This window comes from Micromonospora sp. Mcm103 (assembly GCF_024519755.1).
GTDB classification, from domain to species: domain Bacteria; phylum Actinomycetota; class Actinomycetes; order Mycobacteriales; family Micromonosporaceae; genus Micromonospora; species Micromonospora aurantiaca.
The window spans coordinates 1-21,981 of sequence record NZ_JALJRJ010000041.1; the positions used below are offsets into that span (position 1 = coordinate 1).

At 71.6% G+C, this 21,981-nt stretch carries 13 protein-coding genes; all 13 read left to right on the forward strand.

The features are described from left to right. Nucleotides 1-1,342, forward strand: a 1,342-nt coding sequence (locus tag OC439_RS29795; RefSeq protein ID WP_262016329.1) for a serine hydrolase domain-containing protein, incomplete at its 5' end; no start/stop codon positions are given. Nucleotides 1,343-1,404: 62 nt separating this feature from the next. Further along, nucleotides 1,405-2,652, forward strand: a complete 1,248-nt coding sequence (locus tag OC439_RS29800; protein ID WP_262016330.1) for an MFS transporter — start codon at nt 1,405-1,407, stop codon at nt 2,650-2,652. A 79-nt stretch (nt 2,653-2,731) separates the two neighbouring features. After that, the gene (locus OC439_RS29805) at nt 2,732-3,070 is read left to right on the forward strand and encodes an ArsR/SmtB family transcription factor (RefSeq protein WP_262016331.1); all 339 of its coding nucleotides are present in this window, start codon (nt 2,732-2,734) and stop codon (nt 3,068-3,070) included. After that, nucleotides 3,067-3,330, forward strand: coding sequence for a hypothetical protein (locus OC439_RS29810; RefSeq protein WP_184684864.1), 264 nt, complete (start codon nt 3,067-3,069; stop codon nt 3,328-3,330). Before OC439_RS29805 ends, OC439_RS29810 begins: the two co-directional genes overlap by 4 nt. Before the next feature lie 96 nt (nt 3,331-3,426). Next, nucleotides 3,427-5,694, forward strand: coding sequence for an MMPL family transporter (locus OC439_RS29815; protein ID WP_262016332.1), 2,268 nt, complete (start codon nt 3,427-3,429; stop codon nt 5,692-5,694). After that, nucleotides 5,691-6,323, forward strand: coding sequence for a DUF4097 domain-containing protein (locus OC439_RS29820; RefSeq protein ID WP_262016333.1), 633 nt, complete (start codon nt 5,691-5,693; stop codon nt 6,321-6,323). Before OC439_RS29815 ends, OC439_RS29820 begins: the two co-directional genes overlap by 4 nt. Before the next feature lie 113 nt (nt 6,324-6,436). Then, nucleotides 6,437-7,228 carry a thioesterase II family protein gene (locus tag OC439_RS29825; RefSeq protein WP_262016334.1) on the forward strand — a complete coding sequence of 264 codons (792 nt, stop codon included), beginning with the start codon at nt 6,437-6,439 and terminating at the stop codon, nt 7,226-7,228. Next, nucleotides 7,225-7,431, forward strand: coding sequence for an MbtH family protein (locus tag OC439_RS29830; protein WP_262016335.1), 207 nt, complete (start codon nt 7,225-7,227; stop codon nt 7,429-7,431). Before OC439_RS29825 ends, OC439_RS29830 begins: the two co-directional genes overlap by 4 nt. Then, entirely contained in the window at nt 7,428-13,238 is a 5,811-nt protein-coding gene (locus OC439_RS29835; RefSeq protein ID WP_262016336.1) for a non-ribosomal peptide synthetase, read from the forward strand. Before OC439_RS29830 ends, OC439_RS29835 begins: the two co-directional genes overlap by 4 nt. Before the next feature lie 97 nt (nt 13,239-13,335). Then, the gene (locus OC439_RS29840) at nt 13,336-13,668 is read left to right on the forward strand and encodes an ArsR/SmtB family transcription factor (RefSeq protein ID WP_262016337.1); all 333 of its coding nucleotides are present in this window, start codon (nt 13,336-13,338) and stop codon (nt 13,666-13,668) included. Nucleotides 13,669-13,685: 17 nt separating this feature from the next. Continuing rightward, the gene (locus OC439_RS29845; RefSeq protein ID WP_262016338.1) at nt 13,686-13,949 is read left to right on the forward strand and encodes a hypothetical protein; all 264 of its coding nucleotides are present in this window, start codon (nt 13,686-13,688) and stop codon (nt 13,947-13,949) included. Nucleotides 13,950-14,036: 87 nt separating this feature from the next. After that, entirely contained in the window at nt 14,037-17,216 is a 3,180-nt protein-coding gene (locus OC439_RS29850) for a non-ribosomal peptide synthetase (RefSeq protein WP_262016339.1), read from the forward strand. Nucleotides 17,217-17,453: 237 nt separating this feature from the next. Continuing rightward, on the forward strand, nt 17,454-21,981 hold a 4,528-nt coding region (locus OC439_RS29855), incomplete at its 3' end, for a non-ribosomal peptide synthetase (protein WP_262016340.1).

Here is a 21,981-nt window from a genome sequence, read left to right on the forward strand (position 1 = left end):
GACCGCCAACGGCAAACTCGACCGCCGCGCCCTGCCGTCGCCCCCGGCCGCCGAGACCTTCGAGCCGCCCTCGACCGGGATCGAGCAGGCCCTGGCCGAGATCTTCGCCGAACTGCTCGGGGTCGAGCGAGTCGGCCGCGGCGACGGCTTCCTCGCGCTCGGCGGCCACTCGATCCTGGTGATCAAGGCCGTCGCGGCGGCACAGCGCAGAGGCCTCCCACTGTCGCTGTTCATGATGTACCAGCACCAGACGCTGTCCGCGTTGGCCGAGGCGGTCGGCGCCCAGCTCGCGATCGACGCCGCCGCGAAGGCCACCCTGCCGGCCGCCGCACCCGGTGTGGTGTCCCGCCAGGACTGGCAGGAGGCCATGGAGCGGTACCGGGTGCCGGGCCTGAGTGTCGCGGTCATCGCCGCCGGGGAACTCGTCGAGGTGGAGACGTTCGGACAGGCCGCGGCGGGCACGCCGGTCACCGGGCGTACGCCGTTCCAGGCCGGCTCGCTCAGCAAGCACCTCACCGCGCTGGCCGTGCTGCGCCTCGTCGACGAGGGGATCCTCGACCTCGACGAGGACGTGAACCGCTACCTGACCGGATGGCAGGTGCCGACCGGGGGTGCTCCGGTCACCCTGCGGCACCTGCTGGCGCACCGGTCCGGGCTGTCGTCCACGCCGGGCGGCGGCTTCGTGCCGGGTGGCCCGGTGCCGTCGCTCACCGACCTGCTCACCGGGGCGGCCGATCCGGCGGTGCCGGCGGTCACCCGGATCGGTGCGGCCGGTGCCAGCTTCCGCAAGGCCAATGTCCACTACGTCGTCGTGCAGCAGGTGCTGACCGACGTCACCGGTGAACCGTTCGACGCGTTGATGCGCCGGTTGGTGCTGGACCCGCTGAACATGGCGGACAGCAGCTTCGACCAGGACCACCCGACGCGGGCTGCCCACCCGGTCGCGCAGGGCCACGACGCCGACGGACAATCGATCGAGGGCGGCTGGCGGGTCCGCCCGGACGCCGCCGCGGCCGGGCTGTGGTCGACGCCGGCCGATCTGACGAAGGTGGCGACCGAACTGCGGCGGGCCGCGCTGGGCCGGCCGTTCGCCCTGCTGCGGCAGGACACCGCGGCCATGATGATCACACCGTACGAGGACAGCCTGTACGGCCTCGGCACGGTCGTCGACGCGGTCGCCACCGACACCGAGTTCGGCCACGGCGGCACGCCGACCGGCTACCACGGGCTGTCGGTGATCTCGCTCGGGTCCGGCGGCGGGCTCTGCGTGATGACCAACGGCCAGGCAGGGGAGCAGGTGCTCAAGACCGTCGTCGCGCGGCTGCGCTCCGACCTTCGCTAGAACACCGTCCACGGCCGGTCGGCTCGCCCGCGGCCGGTGATCCCCGTGCCAGGAGCGTGTTGATGACATCCACCTCGCAGATCCCTTCGGACACCGAGACGTCGGCCCCGGTAGCCCCGCTGCGTCGCAACCGGGACTTCCGGATGCTCTTGGTGGGGGCCGGCGCCTCGCTGCTCGGCACCAGGGTCGCGGTCGCCGCGTACCCGTTGCTGATCATCTGGGGCGGCGGCACCCCGGCCGATGCCGCGTTGATCGCGTTCGCCACGCTGCTGCCCCAACTGCTGTTCGTGCTGCCGGCCGGCGCGCTCGTCGACCGGTGGAACCGCCGCCGCACGATGCTCGCCTGCGACGTGGTCGGGCTGTCCAGCATGGCCAGCCTGGCCGTCGCGTTGCTGCTCGATGAGCTGTGGCTGCCGCACGTCATGGCGGTCGCCTTCCTGGAGGGCAGCGCCGTGATCGTCTACCGGCTCGCGGAGCGGGCCTCGGTGCGGCACGTCGTCCATCCCGCACACCTCGGCGCCGCCCTGTCCCAGAACGAGGTGCGCGGGCAGGCGACCGGGTTGATCGGACAACCGACCGGGAGCGCGTTGTACTCGGTGTTGCGGTGGCTGCCGTTCAGCTTCGCGATGCTGACCCACGCGGTGGCCTTCGTGACCCTGCTGACCGTGCGCAGGAACCTGCAGGACGAGCGGACGGGGCCGCGGCGGATGCTGACCACCGAGATCGCCGAGGGTTTCGCGTGGGTGTGGCGGCACCGGTTCATGCGCTCGGCGATTCTGCTGCTCGGCGGCAGCAACCTGGCCTTCCAGGTGATCGGCCTGACCCTGGTGGTGATCGTCAAGCAGGGCGGATATCCGCCGTACATGGTCGGTGTGATTGGGCTGCTCGGCGGCGCGGGCGGGCTGCTCGGTGCGTTCACCGCGTCGCGGATCATGCGGAGGGTGCCGGTGCAGGCGATCCTGATCGGCGTGCTGGCGCTGTGGTCCGTGCTGATCCTGCTGGTCTCGGTCACGACGCTGCCGGTCGGGCTCGGCGCGCTGATGGGCGGCATGGCGGCACTGGGCGCACTGCTCAACGTGACCGCCGCGACGTACCAGATCCGGGTGACCCCGGACGCGATGCAGGGCCGGGTGACCAGCGTGGTCGTGCTGATCGGCTCCGGTCTGAACTCGATGGGCGCCCTGCTCGGCGGAGTCCTGCTGACCGCCGCCGGGACGTCGCGGGCGGCGCTGATTACAGCCGCCGGCATGGGATCGTTGGCCTTACTGGCGGTCTGTGTCCCGTCGATCCGGCGTCCACCCGTCGAGTGAGGTGGACACATGTCAGTTTTATTTGACAGGTGGGTGGGTCACCTGTAAAGTTCTTCTTACACATAAAGGGGCCTTGCTGATGGACGGGTCACCTCTGACCGAGGTGAGCTTGCTGGGAGTGCTCTCGGCGCTCGGAAATCCACACCGGATGCGCATCGTGGCGCGGCTGGCCGAGGGGCGCGACTACGTCAGTCGGTTGGCTCGCGAGGTGGGCATCAGCCGGCCGCTTCTCCACATGCACCTGCAACGGCTGGAGACCGCCGGGCTGATCGTCGGAACGCTCGAACTGGGGGAGGACGGCAAGGCCATGAAGTACTTCGAGCTGGTGCCGTTCGACCTAGTGCTGAGTCCGCCGGTCGTGGCTCGTGCGGTGGGCTCCCGCGACGAGAGCGAACCGGAGAAGGAGGAGGGTCGATGAACCCCGGCGACGACCTCACCGGCCTGCTGGCGGTGGCCGGCATCATCCTGGTCCTGGTCCTGGTCATCACCCAGCTCGCCGCCACCTGGCGGGCCCGCATCGTCGCGCAACGGGACGACGACCGTTACCGCGAACTCAACCAAAAGTATGCCGAGCTGCTCCTCGAGCACGAGGACCTGCGCCAGCGGGTGGCGAACGAGCTGACCGGCGTGCGCCAGTCCGTGACCTCGATGGAACTCATGATGCGCGAGCTGGATTGAGCCGCTCCGCCCCAATGAGATGAGCACCTCCTCTTCGGTCATCCAGGAAGGACAGTCATGCCAGGGAAGGCATCGCCGGCGCCGACGAAGGGGCCCATGATGGAGCGGATAGTGGGCTGGTCCAGCCGCAATCCCAAGAAGGTCATCGTCGGCTGGATCCTCTTGGTGGCCGCGGCGGTGCTGCTCGGCGACGTGGCGGGCTCGGGCGCCAAGACCACTGACGCCGGCGAGGCCGGCAAGGCGCAGAGCATGATCCGGGCGCAGAAGGTGACCTCCTCCTACACCGAGAACGTGCTCATCGAGGCGCAGAACCGGGACCGGCCGTTCCTCGGCACTCCCGACCTGGAGAACGCCGCCAGAGACCTGAGCGGCCGGCTCAAGGCGCTGCCCGGAGCCACCACCGACATCGTGACCCCGCTGGACGACGAGCGGACGCGGGCGGCGCTGGTCTCCACGGACGGCAGGTCCGGACTGGTCAGCTTCACGATCCCGGGCCCCGGGGCAGAAGCCGACAAGCACTTCGCCGAGATCAAGAAGGAGCTCGGCGCGGTCCAGGATGCGCACCCCGGCGTCCGATTCGCGATGGCTGGTGACATCTCGCTGACCTCCGCGATCGACAAGGCCGCCGACGACGACCTGGCCCGCGCCGAGCAACTGTCGCTGCCGGTGACGCTGATCATCCTGATCCTCGTCTTCGGCGCGCTGGTCGCCGCCGCGGTTCCGGTGTTCCTCGCCGCCACCGCGGTGTTCGCCGGGCTCGGGTTCCTCGGCCTGGTCGGCACGGTCGTCCCGGCCAACAGCACGGTGTCCTCGGTGGTGCTGCTGATCGGTATGGCGGTCGGCGTGGACTACTCGCTTTTCTACCTACGCCGCGAGCGGGAGGAGCGGGCCGCCGGCAAGGACGCGAGTGAGGCGCTGAAGATCAGCGCCCGGACTTCCGGGCATGCCGTCGTCGTCTCCGGTATCACCGTGATCCTGTCGCTGGCCGGCCTGTTCCTCGCCCAGGTCGACACCTTCAACGGGATGGCCATCGGCACGATCATCGTGGTGAGCCTGGCGGTGCTCGGCTCGGTCACCGTCCTGCCGGCCCTGCTGAGCCTGCTCGGCCGCAAGGTGGACGCGCTACGCGTCCCCTTTCTGGGCCGCTCCCGCACCACTGCGACCAGTTCCCGCGGCTGGTCGGCGATCGCCGGCGCGGTGTCCCGCCACCCGATCGTGTTCGGCGGCATCGCGCTACTCGCGCTGGTCGGGCTCGCCCTGCCCGCGTTCGGGATGAAGCTCAGTGAGCCCGGGCAGCTCGACTCGCTGCCGCGCAGCATTCCGGCGGTCGACGCCGGGGTCCGGCTGCAGCAGGCGTTCCCCGGCGGCGCGGACCCAGCCCAGGTGGTGGTCTGGGGCACCGGTGCCACCACCGGCGCCGCCGAGCGGGCCGTCGCGGAGCTGCGCCGCGAGGCCGCCGCGAGCGACCTGCTCGGCGACCAGATCTCGGCCTCGCCGGTCGGCGATGTGCTCAGCATCAAGGTCCCGCTGGCCGGTAGCGGCACCGACGACACCTCGGTCGAGGCCCTGCGGACGCTGCGTGAGGACGTCCTGCCCGAGGCGTTCGCGAACACGCCCGACCTCGAGTACGCCGTCGGTGGCCGCACCGCGGGTCTGCACGACTTCGCCGAGGTGCTCAAGGCGCGTACCGCCTGGGTGATCGGCTTCGTCCTGGTGCTGGCGTTCGTGGTGCTGGTCATCGCGTTCCGGGCACTGCTGGTGGCCGCGGTCTCGATGGTGCTCAACCTGCTCGCCATCGGTGCGGCGATGGGCATCGTCGTCCTCGGCTTCCAGAACGGTGACTTCGCCGACCTGCTGGGCTTCTCGTCCTTCGGCGGCGTGGTCAACTGGCTGCCGTTGTTCATGTTCGTGATCCTGTTCGGCCTGAGCATGGACTACCACGTCTTCATCCTCAGCCGGGTCCGGGAGCGCTGGGCCCGGGGCGAGTCCGCCCGGGAGGCGGTCGTCCGCGGCGTCGGCAGCAGCGCCGGGGTGGTGACCAGTGCGGCCGTCGTCATGATCGCGGTCTTCGCGATGTTCGCGACGCTCTCCGGCATCGAGTACAAGATGCTCGGTGTCGGCATGGCGGTCGCGATCCTCATCGACGCGACGATCGTCCGGGGCGTGCTGCTTCCGGCGGCGCTGTCGCTGCTCGGCGACCGGGCCTGGAGCCTGCGTGGGCGACCCGCCACGGCGCCCGCGTCCGACACCGCCACCGAGTCCGTCGCCGTGCCCGTCCGCGCCGCTTCCGACGAGAACGACAACGATGCCGAATCCCTGAGCCACGCGGCGTCCACCACGACCACGAGGAGTGAAAATCGATGAGAATCCCGACGAAGGCAGGCGTGAGCGCGCTGGCGATCGCGACGTGCGCGATGCTCGTCGCGGGGTGCGATCCGGCCGGAGGATCCGACAACAGCGCCGGGAACACGTACGACATCAGCGACAAGGTCAGCACCCTGTCCCTGACCGGTCGTGGCGGCAACGTGACGCTCACCGCCTCGGACTCCGGCTCGGTCAAGGTCACCGAGGACCTGCGCTACTCCGACACCAAGCCGAAGACGTCCCACGACGTGAACGGCAGCACGCTCAACTTGGTCGACAACGGCTGCGGCAAGGACAACTGCCACGTCGACTACAAGATCGAGTTGCCCGAGGGCACCGTCGTGAAGATCAAGACCGACGGCGGTGACATTACCGGCCGTGGGCTCGGCGCGGACACCACGGTCACCACCGCCGGTGGCGACATCGACCTGCAGTACGCCACCGCTGCCGACCTGGTCGACGTGACCAGCGAGGGCGGTAACGTGAAGATCAAGGTGCCGTCCGGGCCGTACGAGGTGGACGCGAGCACCGAGGGCGGTGACCGTACGGTCTCGGTACAGGCCGTCCCCGGTTCCGCTCACAAGATCAGGGCGAGGTCCGGCGGCGGCGACGTCACCGTCGCCAGCTGACCCGGCGGAGGACACAAGAAATATAGACCCGCGAGGCACAGTGCGGTCTCGGACGGTTGCCGCCGTCCGGGACCGGGCCGTTCGTCGGCCACGAGCAGAGAGTCTCCACGCTCATGACTGTTGCCAAGCACATGGCGGCGCGTGACTGCTTCCGGGTGATCGCGCCTCGACCCGCCGCACGGCTCACGCTCTTCTGTTTCCCGCACGCGGGCGGTGCCGCCAGCGCTTTCCACCAGCTGGCGGTGCTGCTTCAGGAGGACATCGAGCTGGTCGCGGTGCAATACCCGGGCCGACAGGACCGCTACGGCGAACCGCTGCCTCGGACGATGGCCGAGCTGGTCGACGAGATCACCGGCGCGATGCTGGAGCGCCTGGACCGGCCCGCCGCGTTCCTCGGGCACAGTATGGGCGCCACCGTCGCGTTCGAGGTGGCCCGGCGCCTGCGCGCCAGGCGCCCGAACGCCCTGCGGCACCTGTTCGCCTCCGCTCGCCGCGCCCCGCACCACGACAACAGCCAGGCGCTGCGCTTCCCGGACGACGAGTCGTTGCTGCGCTACGTCGACTCGCTCGGCGGCGTCGGCGCCCGGATGCTGGCCGACGCCGGGGTGCGCGAGCTCGCGATGCCGATCCTGCACGGCGACTTCCGGCTGGTCGCCGACTACCGGTACACCACAGGCGCCCCGCTGACCTGCCCGATCACGGTCATCGCCGGGGACAGTGACCCCTCGTTCACGGTGGACCACGCCCGGGAATGGCGTCGGCACACGGTTGCCGGATGCGACACCCGCACCGTACCGGGCGGACACTTCTACCTGGAGACCGCGCCGGCCGTGCTCGCGCTGCTGATCGCCGAGAAGCTCGCCGCCGACCTGCCCGTGCGCGAGAACACCGGGGGGCAGCAATGAGCGGCAACCCGTTCGACGACGCGGACGGGCGATTCCTGGTACTCACCAACGACCAGGGCCAGCACTCGCTGTGGCCGGCTGCGGTCGCGGTGCCTGCCGGCTGGACGGTCGCGCTGGCCGAGTCCGAGCGCGCCGAGTGCGTCCGGTACGTCGAGCGGAACTGGACCGACCTGCGCCGCCGCCCGCGCGAGCAGCCGAAGTGACAGGCGCACCGCGGCTTCCCGACGGCATCGAGGCGGCCCTGCCGCTCACCCCACTGCAGGAGGGCCTCCTGCTGCACGCGGTCCAGGACCAGGGCGACGGGGCCGGGCAGGGCGGGATCGACGTCTACACCACCCAGCTCCGGCTCGACCTGGCTGGCGAGCTCGACGCCGCCCGACTGCGGTCGGCCGCCGGCCAGCTGATCGCCCGGCACGGCGCGTTGCGCGCGGCGTTCCACCACCGTGGACTCAAGCGTCCGGTGCAGCTGATCCACCGCGAGGTTCCGGCGGCGTGGAGCGAGCACGATCTGACCGGGGCGCCGCCGGCGGCCCGAGAGGACGAGGCGACCCGGATCGCCGACGCCGAACGGGCCGCCGGGTTCGCGCCGCACCGGCCACCGCTGCTGCGCTTCACCCTGCTCCGGCTCGCTCCCGGCCGGCACCGGCTCGTCCTCACCGTGCACCACCTGATCTGGGACGGCTGGTCGGTGCCGGTAGCCCTCGGCGAGCTCTTCACCAGCTACGCCGCCGGCCCGTCCGGGGCGCTGCCGCCAGCACCCCAGTTCCGCGACTTCCTCGCCTGGCTGCGCGCCCAGCCGACCGCGCCCGCCGAGAAGGCGTGGACCGCGGCGCTCGCCGGGCTCGAGGCGCCGACCCTGTACGCGCCGCACGCCGCGAGCCTTCCCGCGGTGCTGCAGCGCGAGGTCCGCGTCGTGCTACCCGCGGAGGTTGCCGACCGGCTCGCCGAACAGGGCCGCCGCCACGGCTACACCCTCGGCACCGTGGTCCAGTTCGGCTGGGGTGTGCTGCTGTCCCGCATGCTGAACACGGACGACGTCATCTTCGGTACGACCGTGTCCGGCCGCCCCCCGGCGCTCGCCGGCGCCGACCGGATCATCGGCCTCCTGCTCAACACCGTGCCGGTGCGGATGCGACTGCACGGCGACGAGACCGCCGTGGCCTGCCTCGTCCGGCTTCAGGCCGAGCAGGCTGATCTGATCGAGCACCACCACACCCCGCTGGCCGCCGTGCAGCGCGCTGCCGGGCACCCGGCGCTGTTCGACACCACGACGGTGTTCCAGAACTTCCCGCTCGACCACCAGGCGGTCACCGGCCCACTCGGCGCGGCGGGTGTGCGGATCACCGGCGTCCACATCGAGGACTCCACCCACTACCCGCTCCGTCTGGCCGTCACCGCCGGCGACGGTCTGGAGCTGCGGCTGGGCCACCGCCCCGACGTGATCCCCGAGCGCGAGGCGGCATCCCTGCTCGACCGGCTCGGTCGCGTGCTGGCCGCGGTGGCGTCCGACCCGGACGTCGCCGTCAACGACCTGGACCTGCTCGGCGCGGACGAGCGCGCCGACGTCCTGCACCGCTGGAACGACACCGCCGGCGAGGTGCCCGACGGCACGCTGATCTCGATGTTCGAGGCGCAGGTCGACCGTACGCCGGACGCGCCCGCGCTGCGCTTCGAGGGCGCCGGCCTCACCTACCGTGAGCTCGACGGGCGGGCGAACCGGCTGGCCCGGCGGCTGCTCGCCGAGGGGGCCGGACCCGGCCGGCTGGTCGGTGTCGCGCTGCCCCGGTCGTTCGACCTGGTAATCGCCCTGTACGCGGTGCTCAAGACCGGCGCCGCCTATCTGCCGGTCGACCCCGAGTACCCGGCCGCCCGGATCGCTCAGCTGATCGAGGACGCCGACCCGGTCTGCGTCCTCACCGAGGGCGACGATCTGCCCGGCCCGGCGCTGCGGCTGGACTCGCTCGACCTGAGCGAGGTGCCCGCCCACCGGCTGACCACGGCCGAGCGGCGGCCCGCGACCACGGACGACACCGCCTACGTGATCTTCACCTCCGGCTCGACCGGCCGCCCGAAGGGCGTGGCGATCCCGCACCGCGGCATCGTCAACCGCCTGCGGTGGATGCAGGACCGGTACGGCCTGCGCCCCGGCGAGCGCGTCGCCCAGAAGACCCCGGCCGGCTTCGACGTGTCGGTCTGGGAGTTTTTCTGGCCCTGCCTGGTCGGTGCCACACTGGTCATCGCTCGCCCGGACGGCCACCGCGAACCCGCCTACCTCGCCGCGCTGGTCCGCGAGGAGCAGATCACCACGATCCACTTCGTGCCCTCGATGCTGGGCGAGTTCCTCCGCGAACCGGCGGTGGCGACCTGCACCGGGCTGCGCCGGGTCGTCTGCAGCGGTGAGGCGTTGCCGGTCGACCTCGAGCGGCGGTTCTTCGAACTGCTGCCCGGCGTGGAGTTGCACAATCTGTACGGCCCGACCGAGGCCTCGGTGGACGTCACCGCGTGGGAATGCCGGGACGAGCCGGGTGCGGTCACCGTGCCGATCGGGGTGCCGATCGCCAACATCCGGGTCTATGCGCTGGACCGGCGGCTGCGTCCGGTTCCGCCCGGCGTGGTCGGCGAGCTCTACCTGGCCGGCGTCGGTCTCGCACACGGCTATGTCGGCCGGGCCGGGCTGACTGCCGAGAGGTTCGTCGCCTGCCCGTACGGCGCCCCCGGCGAGCGCATGTACCGCACCGGCGACCTGGTCCGCTGGCGGTCCGACGGCGTGCTCGAGTACCTCGGCCGCAGCGATCACCAGGTCAAGCTGCACGGGCAGCGGATCGAACCGGGCGAGATCGAGGCGGCGTTCGCCACCTGCCCCGGAGTTTCCCAATCACTGGTGCTGGTGCGCGAGGACCGGCCCGGCATTCAGCGGCTCGTCGCGTACGTGATCCCCGACCCCGGAAGCACCCTTGTCCCAGCGGACCTGCTGGCGTCGGTGGCCGCCGCGTTGCCGGAGCACATGGTCCCGTCCGCGGTGGTCCTGCTCGACGCGTTCCCGGTCACCCCGAACGGTAAGGTCGACCGGGCTGCGCTGCCGGCGCCGGAGCTGCCTCGCCCCGGGCGCGGGAAGGGCGACGCACCCACGTCGGCGGCCGAGGCGGCGTTCGCGGACGCGTTCGCGACTGCGCTCGGGCAGGACCGGGCCGGGGTCGGCGACAGCTTCTTCGACCTGGGCGGCGACAGCATCCTCGCGATGCGGGTGGTGTCGCTGGCCCGGCGTGCCGGCTGGACGGTCACCGCCAAGGACGTGTTCCGGCTGCGCACCGCGGCGGCTCTGGCGGCGATCGCCCGGCCGGTCGACGGCGCGGTGGCCGAGACCGTGGCCGACGCGATCGGGCGCGCGCCCCTGCCTCCGATCGGGTCGGCCCTGCTCGCCCGCGGCGGCGAGATCCGCGGCTTCCACCAGGCGGTGGTGGTCGAGATGCCGCCCGGCACCGACGACCTGGTGCTCGCCGCCGCGCTGCGCGACGTGGTGAACCACCACCACGTGCTGCGGGCCCGGCTGCTGGCCGGGGACGGTGGCTTCGAGATCCCGCCGTCGGGGGACGCGGACATCCTGCTTCCCACGCCCGAGGACGGGTCCGCGTACGCCGCCGCAGAATCCGCCCGGCGCCGTCTCGACCCGGCACGGGGGATCAACTTCCTGGCCGTCCGCGCCGTCGACGACCGGCTCGTGCTCTGCGCGCACCACCTGGTCGTCGACGCGGTCTCCTGGCGGGTGCTGCTGCCCGACCTGGCCGCGGCGGTCACCGCGCGGAGCCGGGGCTCGGTCCCCACGCTGGAACCGGTGCCGGTCTCGTACCGCACCTGGGCGCTGCGCCAGGCCCACCAGGCGTCGGCGGGAAAGTGGCGCGACGAGCTGCCGTACTGGCGATCGGTGCTCGCCGGCGGTGAGCCCGGCGCCGCCCACGGCGTGGCCGGCGATGCGCGGCATGACGAGATCACCGTGCCGGCGGACGTGGTCGAGCGGCTGGAGCGGGTGGCCGGGAAGTTCCATGCCCGGCTCGACGACCTGCTGATCACCGCGCTCTCCCGGGTGCTGACCGAGGACACGGCGTTGATCGACGTGGAGGGCCACGGCCGCCACGCCGACGTCGACCTGTCCCGCACGGTGGGCTGGCTGACCAGCGTGCACCCGGTCCGGGTGCGGGGTGCGGGCACCGACCTCCGGGCCGCCGTGCTGCGGGTGAAGGAGCAGCTGCGCGAGGCGCCGCGGGACGGTGCCTCGTACGGGGCGTTGCGCCCGCAACTCGCCGCACTCGGTACGCCGTCGGTCCTGTTCAACTATCTCGGCGACGTCGGCGGATCGGTCGCCGGGGCCTGGCCGGTGGTGACCACCGAGGCGCTTCCGCCGGGGACCGACCCGGGCATGCCGCTCGGCTACCGTGCCGAGGTGCACGTCCAGGCCCGCCCGACCGAGCGGGGGACCATCCTGCACGCTCTGTGGATCACCGCAGGCGGGGGCGCCGCGCCGGCCGGGCGATGGCGGGACGAACTGGTCGGCCTCGCCGGGTTGGCCGGCCCGGACGTCGTGGGCGGGCGCACCCCGTCCGACCTGCCGCTGGCGGCGCTGTCCCAGGCGGAGGTCGAGCGGCTGGAGTCGCTCGTGCCGGATCTGGCCGACGTCATGACGATGAGCCCGCTGCAGGAGGGTTTCCTGTTCCACGCCGCGGAGGCCCGCGACGGCGGCACCTCCGACGTCTACACCACGCAGGTGCGGCTCGATCTGTCCGGGAACGTGGACCCGGCATCGATCCGGGCGGCCGGTCAGCGGCTGGTCGAACGCCATTCCGCGCTGCGTACGGGCTTCCATCAGCTCGACCGTGGCGCCGCGGTCCAGATCGTACGGTCCGGTGGTGTGCCGCGCTGGCGGGAGGCGGACCTCAGCGCGCTGCCCGGCGACGAGCGGGCGGCCGCCGCCGACCGCTTGGTCGCCGCCGAGCGTGGCACCTTCGATCTGGACCGCCCGCCGCTACTGAGGCTGGCGCTGCTGCGGCTCGGGCCGGACGCGTGGCGGCTGGTGATCACCGGCCACCACATCGCGTTCGACGGTTGGTCGCTGCCGATCCTGGTGCGGGAGCTGCGGGAGCTGTGGGCGGATCCGGGGGCGTACACGGGAGCCGCCGCGCCCTCGCATCGCGCGCACGTCGAGTGGCTGGCCGCCCGGGACACGGACGTCGCGGAACGGGCCTGGGCCGACAACCTGCGCGGCCTGCCCGGCCCGTTGCTGATCGCGCCGGAGAAGCCGGGTGCGGCCGGGACGGCTCAGCGCCAGCTCGGCCGCGACCTGCCCGGTGACGTCGTACGCCGACTGCTCGACGCGCTACGCCCGCTGGGTGTCACGCTCAACACCGCGGTCGAGTTCGCCTGGGCGATGGTGCTGGCGCGGGCCGCGGGCCGGGACGACGTGGTGTTCGGCACGACCGTGTCGGGACGGCCCGCGGACCTGCCCGGCGCCGACCGGATGGTCGGGCTGTTCGTGAACACCGTGCCGGTACGGGTGCGGCTCGACCTTGGGCAGTCCCTCGGGCAGGCCCTGGCGGGGTTGCAGGCCGAGCAGACCGAGCTATTCGACCACCAGCACCTCGGGTTGGGGCGGATCCACCGGCTGACCGGCTGCACGCAGCTCTTCGACACCACGACGATGCTGGTCAACTACCCCTTCGACCTGGAGTCGCTCTCCGTGCCGGACGGCGCTGGCATCCGGGTCACCGGTCTGGGCCTCGACGACGCCACGCACTACCCGTTGCGGCTGGTCGCGGTCCCCGGGGCGGACGACGGGCTCACCGTGCGCCTCGGGTACCGGCCCGACCTGGTCACGAGCGCCGAGGCCGAGGCGCACCTGGACCGGATGGTGCTGGCGTTGGCGAGCCTGGCCGCCGGCCCCGATCTGGTGGTCGGAGAGATCGACCTGCTCACCGCCGCCGAGCGGGAGTCGGTCGTGACGCGGTGGGGCGGCTACTGACCGGCAGGCTCAGCGATTACTAACACCTGTCAGAACTTGTTGACGCACTCTCGGCGGGTGTGCGAAGCTTTGCGTGCGCCGGAAAGAGGTCACGCGGATGGATGTCACAGGTGATGACCTGCTCAAGATGTTGACGGCGCTGAACAATCAACACCGTCTCAGGATCGTGGGGATGCTCTCCAGCGAGCGGGACTACGTCAGTCGGCTGGCTGTGCGATTGGGCATGAGCCGGCCGCTGCTGCACATGCACCTCGCCCGGCTGGAGGCCGCGGGGCTCATCGAGGGAAGTCTCGAGCTGTCCGCGGGTGGTAAGGCGATGAAGTTCTTCGAGGTCACGCCATTCGCACTGCACCTGACACCGCAGACGGTGGTGGAAGCGGTGAAGACGCTGACCGATGACCGGCGCGGCGAAGACGACGCAGAGCAGTGAGGGCGAGGGTGAGTGCGGTGGGTTCCACGAGCGACGACTGGGTGGGCGTACTGGCTGCAGCCGGCATCTTCGTCGTTCTCATCGTGATCGTGTGGCAGGTCGCCGCCACGTGGCGGGCACGCCTGGCTGCGGCACGGGAGAAGCAGTACCAGGAGCTCGCCGAGAAGTGCGCGCGCCTGCTGGAGGAGAACGCCGAGCTGCAGCGGCGTACGGTCGCCGAACTCAGCCACGTCCGGGAGGCGACCGCGGCGATGGAGAAGATGATGCGCGAGGTCGGCTGACACCAAAAATATAGGCCTCATGGACACAGTGGAGCCCTGCGGATCGCCCCCGTACCCAGGGCTCCACTGTCATGAGATGAGACATCTATGCAGTTACCGTTGTCGGCCGGCCAGAAGGGCATCTGGCTCGGGCACGAACTCGACCCGAGCGGTCACGCCTACAACGTGGCCGAGTACACCGAGGTGAACGGTGACCTCGACCAGGACGCCTTCGAGCAGGCCTGGTCCCGGGTCCTGGAGGAGGCGCCGACCTTCAGAGTGATCGCCGTCCGCCGCGACGACCGCGGTGAACTCTGCCAGATCATCGACGACGCGCCGGCCCGGATCACCCGGGTCGACTTCCGGGCCGAGGCCGAACCCGAGGCGGCGGCCCACCGTTGGATCCGGGAGGACCTGGAACGACCCGTCCACCTCGAGGCCGGTGGCCTGTTCACGTTCGCGCTGCTGCGGGTCGACGACCGGCGTTTCTGGTACTACGGGCGCGGACACCACATCGCCTGCGACGGCTACGCCGCCGCGTTGCTGCTCCGCAAGATCGGCGCTTACTACACCGAGATCGTGACCGGCGAGCCGGTCGCCGACGCGCCGGCGGTCGCTGCGCCGCTGGCGGAGACGCTGGTGGCCGACGCCGAGTATCGGGTGGGCCCCGACTTCCAGGAGGACCTGCGGTTCTGGACGGAGCATGCGGCCACGGCCAGCCCGGTCAGGCTCAGCGACCACTGGGCCGTCCGTGGCCCGGTCGCCCCCGATCCGGGCACCGTGCACATCCGCCGATCCGAACACATCCCCGCCACGCAGACCGGCACGATCGCCGGGGTGGCCCGCGAACTGCGTACTCTCTGGCCGGTCCTGGTGGTGGCGGCCACGGCCGCCTTCCTGCACCGCTGCACCGGGCGCACCGACATCGTGCTCGGCTTCCCGGTCACCGGCCGGACCACCAAGCTGCTGCGCGCCACGCCGAACATGGCCTCCAACGTCGTTCCGCTGCGTGTCGAGGTGAACCCGGGGGACACCCTGCGGGATCTGATGCCGCGGGTCTCAGGTGCGCTGCGCCAGGCGTTGAAGCACCAGCGCTGCCGGTTCGAGGACTGGCAGCCCGAGCGCAGCGGCGCGGCGACCACCGGCTGGGGCACGGTCGTCAACGTGATGGCGTTCGACTACCAGGTGACCCTCGCCGGACTAACGACGGTCACGCACAACCTCACCCTCGGGCCCGTCGACGACCTGTCTCTCTGCTTCTACGACCGGGGCGACGGCAGCGGCTGGCGACTCGACGTGGACGCCAACCACGATCGCTACTCACGTGACGACCTCATCACGATCCAGCGCCTCTATTCGCGGTTCCTTCGGGCGGTCTCGGCCGAGCCGGACGCGGCGCTCGGCGGTTTCGAGCTGGTCACCGCGGACGAGCGGCAACGGATGCTGACCGAGTGGAACGGCGCCTCGGTGGCCGAGCCGGAGGGTGACCTCGCCGCCGCCTTCGCGCGGCAGGCGGCGCGGACCCCGGACGCGATCGCGGTCGTTGACGGGAGCCGGGAGATCACCTACGGGCAACTGGACGCCGCCACCAACGCTCTTGCCGGGCGCCTGCGGAGCCGGGGGATCCGGGCCGAGGAGCCGGTGGCGATCCTGGCCGAGCGGTCGGCGCTGGTCGTGCTGGCGACCCTGGCGATCGTCAAGGCCGGCGGCGTGTACCTGCCGCTGCGGCCCACCGATCCCGCCCCGAGACAGCAGGCGATGCTGGCGGACGCCGAGGTGCGGCTGCTGCTCACCGACGCGCCGGCGGACCACCCGCTCGAGGTGCTTCCGCTGTCGGCAGCGGACCTGGACGCGCTGGCGCCGGCCGTGGCCCCCTCGTGGGACGGCGGTCCCGATCGACTGGCGTACATCATGTACACCTCCGGGTCCACCGGCCGGCCCAAGGGCGTCGCGATCACCCACGGCAACGTGCTCGCGTTCGCGTCGCACGGCCGCTGGCGGGACGGGGACCACGAGCGGATACTCATGCACTCCGCGCACGCCTTCGACGCCTCGACGTACGAAATCTGGGTGCCGCTGCTCACCGGTGGCCGGACCGTGGTGGCTCCGCCCGGCCAGCTGACCACCGACGAGGTCGCCCGCCTGGTCGAGACGCACGGCGTGACCTCTGCCTTCCTCACCACCGCGTTGTTCAACCTGATCGCCCGCACCCGGGCGTCCGCGTTCGCCGGCCTGCGAACGGTGCTTACGGGCGGTGAGACCGCCTCGGCCGAGGCGATGCGTCTGGTCCGCGAGGTCTGCCCGGGCACGAAGCTGCTCCACGCGTACGGCCCCACCGAGACCACCACGTTCGCCACGCTCATGGTGGTGGACCGGGTCGACGGTGTGCCGCCGATCGGGTCGCCGCTCGACGCCACCCAAGCGTACGTGCTCGGCCCGGATCTGCAGCCGGTGCCCGCCAACGTCTCGGGCGAGCTGTACCTCGCCGGCTGGGCGACCGCCCGTGGCTACCTGAACGAGCCGGCGCTGTCCGCCGAGCGGTTCGTCGCCTCGCCGTTCGGCCCGCCGGGTTCGAGGATGTACCGCACCGGGGACATCGTCCGCTGGCGTGGGGACGGAGTGATCGAGTACGTCGGTCGCGGCGACCAACAGGTGAAGATCCGCGGCTTCCGGATCGAACTGGGCGAGGTCGAGGCCGCGCTCTGCCGGCTGCCGGAGGTGTCCCAGGCGTACGTGACGGCCCAGGAGACGGCCCCGGGGGTCCGGCGCCTGGTGGCGTACGTGGTGGGCGGTGACGGCCGCACCCCGGAGCCGGCCGAGGTCCGCGACAGCCTGGGCGAGACCTTGCCGGACTTCATGGTCCCGGCCGTCGTCATGGTGCTGCCGGCGCTGCCGCTCAACGCGAACGGCAAGGTGGACCGGCGCGCCCTGCCCGATCCCGAGGTCGCACCGACCGGCAGCCGCGAGGCGTCCGGAGCCGCGGAGAGCGCGCTGGCCGCCGCGTTCGCCGAGGCGCTGTCGGTGTCCCGGGTCGGCGCGTCCGACTCGTTCTTCGATCTGGGTGGCGACAGCATCCGGGCGATCCAGGTGGTCTCCCGGCTGCGCGACGCGGGCTGGCTGATCAGCGTGGGTGACCTGCTGACGCTGCACACGGTCGAGAAGCTCGCGGAGAAGGCGGTGCCGGCCGAACCGGCCCCGGCCACCGAGCCCGCCGTGGCCGACCTGATGGTGCTGGACGACGACGACCTGGCCACGCTGGTGTCGGCCCTCGCCGAGGACGGCACCTGACACGGGGGACTCCACACCGCGGGATGGCCGTCGACGACACGGGATCGACCGGCGGTCCGGCGGATCCCGCGGCCGTCACGCGAAGACGGAGGTAGGCGGAGATCGCACCATCCGACGGTGCTGCATCGGGCGAAGCGCGAGGGATGCCATGACAGGAGCAGCGGGATGACCCATTCAGCACAGCACGGACCGGCACGCGACCCCCGGGGCGCACTGCTTCGCCGTCGGCTCGCGGGCATGTCCTCCAGCCCTCGGTCCGAGATCCCGCGGGTCTCCCGGGACGGGCCGTTACCCCTCTCGTACGGCCAGCAGCAGATGTGGTTCATCAACCGGCTGGATCCGGGCAGCACCGAGTACAACGTGCCGTTGTGCCTGCGGCTACGCGGCGCTCTGGACACCCCTGCTCTCCAGCGCGCGTGGGCCTGGACGGTCGCCCGCCACGAGGTTCTCCGCACGCGGTACACCGTGGTCGACGGCGCCCCGACGCAGGTCGTCGACCCGCCCGACGACGTCGGCCTCGCGCTCGACGATCTTCGCGGGCTGCCACCGGGCGAGCGGCGTGAGCGCGTCGACGCGCTCCTGGCGGGGGAGGTGGCCGTCGCGTTCGACCTCGAGGTCGAATGGCCGGTCCGCGCGCGCCTCCTTCGCCTGACCGACGACGAGTACGTGCTGAGCATCGTCTTCCACCACATCTGCTGGGATGCCTGGTCACTCGGCGTGCTGGGCGCCGACCTGAATGCGGCGTACCGGGCGCTGACCGAGGGCGGCCCGATGCCGCCGGAGCTACCCGTCCAGTACGCGGACTACGCGGCGTGGCAACGCACCGAGATGTCCGGGCCGGTCCTGGAACGGCACCTCCGCTACTGGCGAGCCCAACTCGACGGCAACCTACCCGTCGACCTGCCCGCCGACCGACCCCGCCCGGCCGTCCGAAGCCACACGGGCGCCGCGGCCCCCTTCGTCGTGCCGGCGGGCCTCGCCAGGCGGCTGGACGACATCGGTCAGCGACTCGGCACGACGCCGTTCGTCGTCATGCTCACCGCCTTCGCCGTCCTCGTGGCCCGATACACCGGCCGCAGCGACGTCGCGATCGGAACCGTGGTGTCGGATCGCAACCGGCCGGAGCTCGAGAACCTCATCGGCTACGGGATCAACACCCTCGTCGTGCGGGCCGTGTGGGACGGTTCGATGTCGTTCGAGAACCTGATCCAGCGGATGCGGACCACCGTCCTCGACGCGTACGACCACCAGGCCGTGCCGTTCGCCCGACTGGTCGACGAGTTGGCGCCCGACCGCGATCTGGCCCGTACGCCGCTGTTCCAGGTGGCGTACACCAGTCACACCTCTCCCGACCGGCTGGTCCGGCTGCCCGGCATCCGGATGGAGCAGTACGGCGACGGCGAAGCGGTCGCCAAGTGGGACCTGGAACTGCAGACCTGCCAGGCCGAGGACGGCTCGGTCCACAGCCGCCTCGTGTATCCCACCGCGCTCTTCGACGACGCGACGATGGCCCGGATGGCGCGGCATCTCCTACGCCTGCTGGAGAGGGTGGCCGACGACCCGGCTGCTCCCGCGGCCGGCCACGACCTGCTGGACGAGGCCGAGCGGGCCCTCGTACTCGGTGTCGCGGTCGATTCCGGCCCGAGCGACGGTGACGGGAACCGCGTCGGCGGCGTGGCGATCGACCCGCGGTGTGTGCCCGAGGTGTTCGAGGACCAGGCGGCGGCGACCCCGGATGCGGTCGCCGTGCGATGCGGCGACTCGGAGCTCTCCTACGCGGAGGTCAACGTCCGGGCCAACCGGGTGGCCCATCTGCTGCGGGCCCGGGGTGTGGGCGCCGAGTCCCTGGTCGCCGTGCTCCTGGACCGCGGTGTCGATTTGGTGCCCGTGCTGCTCGGCGTGCTGAAGGCCGGGGCGGGCTACCTACCACTGGACCCCGCGAACCCGACGCGCCGATTGCGCCACGCCATCGCCGACTCCGGGGCCGCGCTTGTCGTGACGTGCGTGGACCTGCGGGAGACGGCCAGGCTGTGCCACGACGGCGCCCTGATCGTGCTCGACGCCTCGCGGGAAGCGGAAACGCTCGCCGCTCAGCCGGTGGACAACCCTGCGTCGGTGGTGGCACCCGACGGCGTCATGTACGTCATCTACACGTCGGGATCGACCGGGCAGCCCAAAGGCGTGTGCGTGACCCACGCCAATGTCGATCGCCTGCTCCGGACGGCGCGTGAGCATCTCGCGTACGGGCCAGCCGATGTCTGGACGTTGTTCCACTCGTACGCCTTCGACGTGTCGGTGTTCGAGATGTGGGGCGCACTACTCAGCGGCGGCACGTTGGTCGTCGTGCCTCAGGGCGTGACACGTTCCCCGGACGACCTGCTGGACCTGTTGGTCGACCGGCGGGTGACAGTGCTCAGCCAGACGCCGTCAGCGTTCCGCGCCCTGGTCGCGGCCGCCGAGACCGGCGACCCACGAGTCGACCGGCTGAGTCTGCGGGTGATCGTCTTCGCCGGCGAGAAGCTGGACGTGCCGTCGCTGCGGCCGTGGGCCGCGCGAGTCGGCCTGAACCGGACCGCGCTGATCAACATGTACGGCATCACCGAGACGACCGTGCACGCGACGTACCACCGCGTCACCCCGGCCGACTTCGATCCGGTGGTCGGCAGCCCGATCGGTCGGCCCCTCGCCGACCTGACGATCCGGCTCCTGGACGACGAAGGCCGCCCGGTGCCGATCGGCGTGCCGGGCGAGATCTACGTCGGTGGGCCGGGTCTCGCCCGCGGCTACCTGCGCCGGCCGGGCCTCACGGCAGCGCGTTTCCTGCCCGATCCGTTCGGCGCCCCGGGCAGCAGGCGGTACCGCAGCGGTGACCTCGCCCGCCGGCTCCCCGACGGCCAGTTGCGGTTCCTGCGCCGCGCCGACGACCAGGCCAAGATCCGCGGATACCGGGTCGAGCCGGGCGAGATCCGCGCCGTTCTGCTGGCGCACCCGGCCGTCCGGGACGCGGCGGTGATCGTCGACGAGGTGTCGCCCGGCGAGCACCGCCTGATCGCGTACGTGGTCCCGGCGGTTCCGGACCTGGCCGAGGGGGACCTGGGGGCGCACTGCGGGAGCCTCCTGCCCCCGTACATGGTCCCGGCGGCGATCGTGCCCTTGCCGGCGATCCCACTCACCGCCAATGGGAAGCTGGACCGCGGCAAGCTTCCGGTACCCGACCGGTCGGCGCTGGTGGGCACGGTTCGCTACCTGGCGCCGCGGTCGTCCGCCGAGGAACGGATGGCGGAGGTCTGGCGCGCGGTGCTGCGGGTGGACCGGGTCGGCGTGCTGGACAGCTTCTTCGACCTCGGTGGCGACTCCATCCGCGCGGTCGCCCTGGTGGGACAGCTACGCACGGCGGGCTTCGACGTGTCGGTGCGTGACGTCTTCGAGCGCCGTACGGTGGCGCGGTTGTGCGAGCTGGCCGACGCGCGGCCCGCGGCCGAGGGCGCGATCGTCGCGGTCGAGCCGTTCGCGCTGATCACCCCGGCGGACCGGAGGCGCCTGCCGGCTGATCTGGTCGACGCGTACCCGATGGGCCAGACTCAGCTGGGCATGGTCGCCGACATGCTGGCCCACCGGCGGCTCAGCAACTACCACAACGTCGCGTCCATCCGGATCCGTGACGGGTGGCCGTTGTCGGCGGACGCGCTGCGGGCGGCGGCCCAGATCCTCGTCGGGCGGCACGAGGTTCTGCGGACCTCGTTCGACCTGCACTCCTGCTCCGTACCGATGCAGCTGGTACACGCCGACGCCGACCTTCCGGTCCGTATTCGCGACCTGCGCGGGCTGAACGCCGCCGGCATCCATCGACAGATGGAGCAGTTCCACGCCGATGAGCGGACGTGTCCGTTCGACCTCGCGTGTCCGCCGATGATGCGACTTACCGCCCACGTCACCGACGACGGTTGGTGGCTGTCCATCACGGAGTTCCACGCGATCGTCGAGGGCTGGAGCTACCACTCGCTCATCCGGGAGCTGTTCGACTGCTACGAGGCGATTCGAGCGGGACGCCAGCCGGCGTCGGAACCGGTCCCCGCGGTCCGGTACGCGGATGTCGTCGCGAGCGAGCTGCGGGCGCTGTCGTCACCTGAGGACCGCGCCTACTGGCGCCGCGTCGTGGAATCCGTCGAGCCGTTCTCGCTGCCGTCCGGGTGGGGTGGGACGGGCCCTTCGGAAAGCTATTGGGTGCACGTGCCCTTCGGTGACCTGGAGCCCGGACTGCGGAGGCTCGCCGCGGCGGCGGGCGCGTCGCTCAAGAGCGTCGTCGTCGCCGCCTACGGAGCGGTGCTGGGCAGGCTCACCTACCGCAACGAGTTCAGCGCCGGTCTGGTGACACACACCCGACCGGAGGCGGCCGGCGCGGAGCGGGTCTACGGCATGCACCTGAACACGGTGCCGTTCGTGTTCGAGCGGGGGCGGTGGACGTGGCGGGAGCTGGTCGCGGCGGTGTTCGCGCAGGAGGTGGCGATGTGGCCGCACCGGCACTTCCCGATGCCGCAGATGCAACGCCTGGCGGGCGGCCGGCGCATCGTCAACGTGCTGCTGAATTTCGTCAACTTCGACGACCTCGAGCCGGACAGCCCGGCCCTGGACCTTGCATCGACCATGACGCCGGGCACGACGGAGTTCGACCTGGCGGTGACCACGGTCGGTAGGCGCATCTCGCTCAAGAGCCATACGCGGGTGTTGGGTCGGGGGCGGGCGGAGCGGTTGGCGGCGATGTATC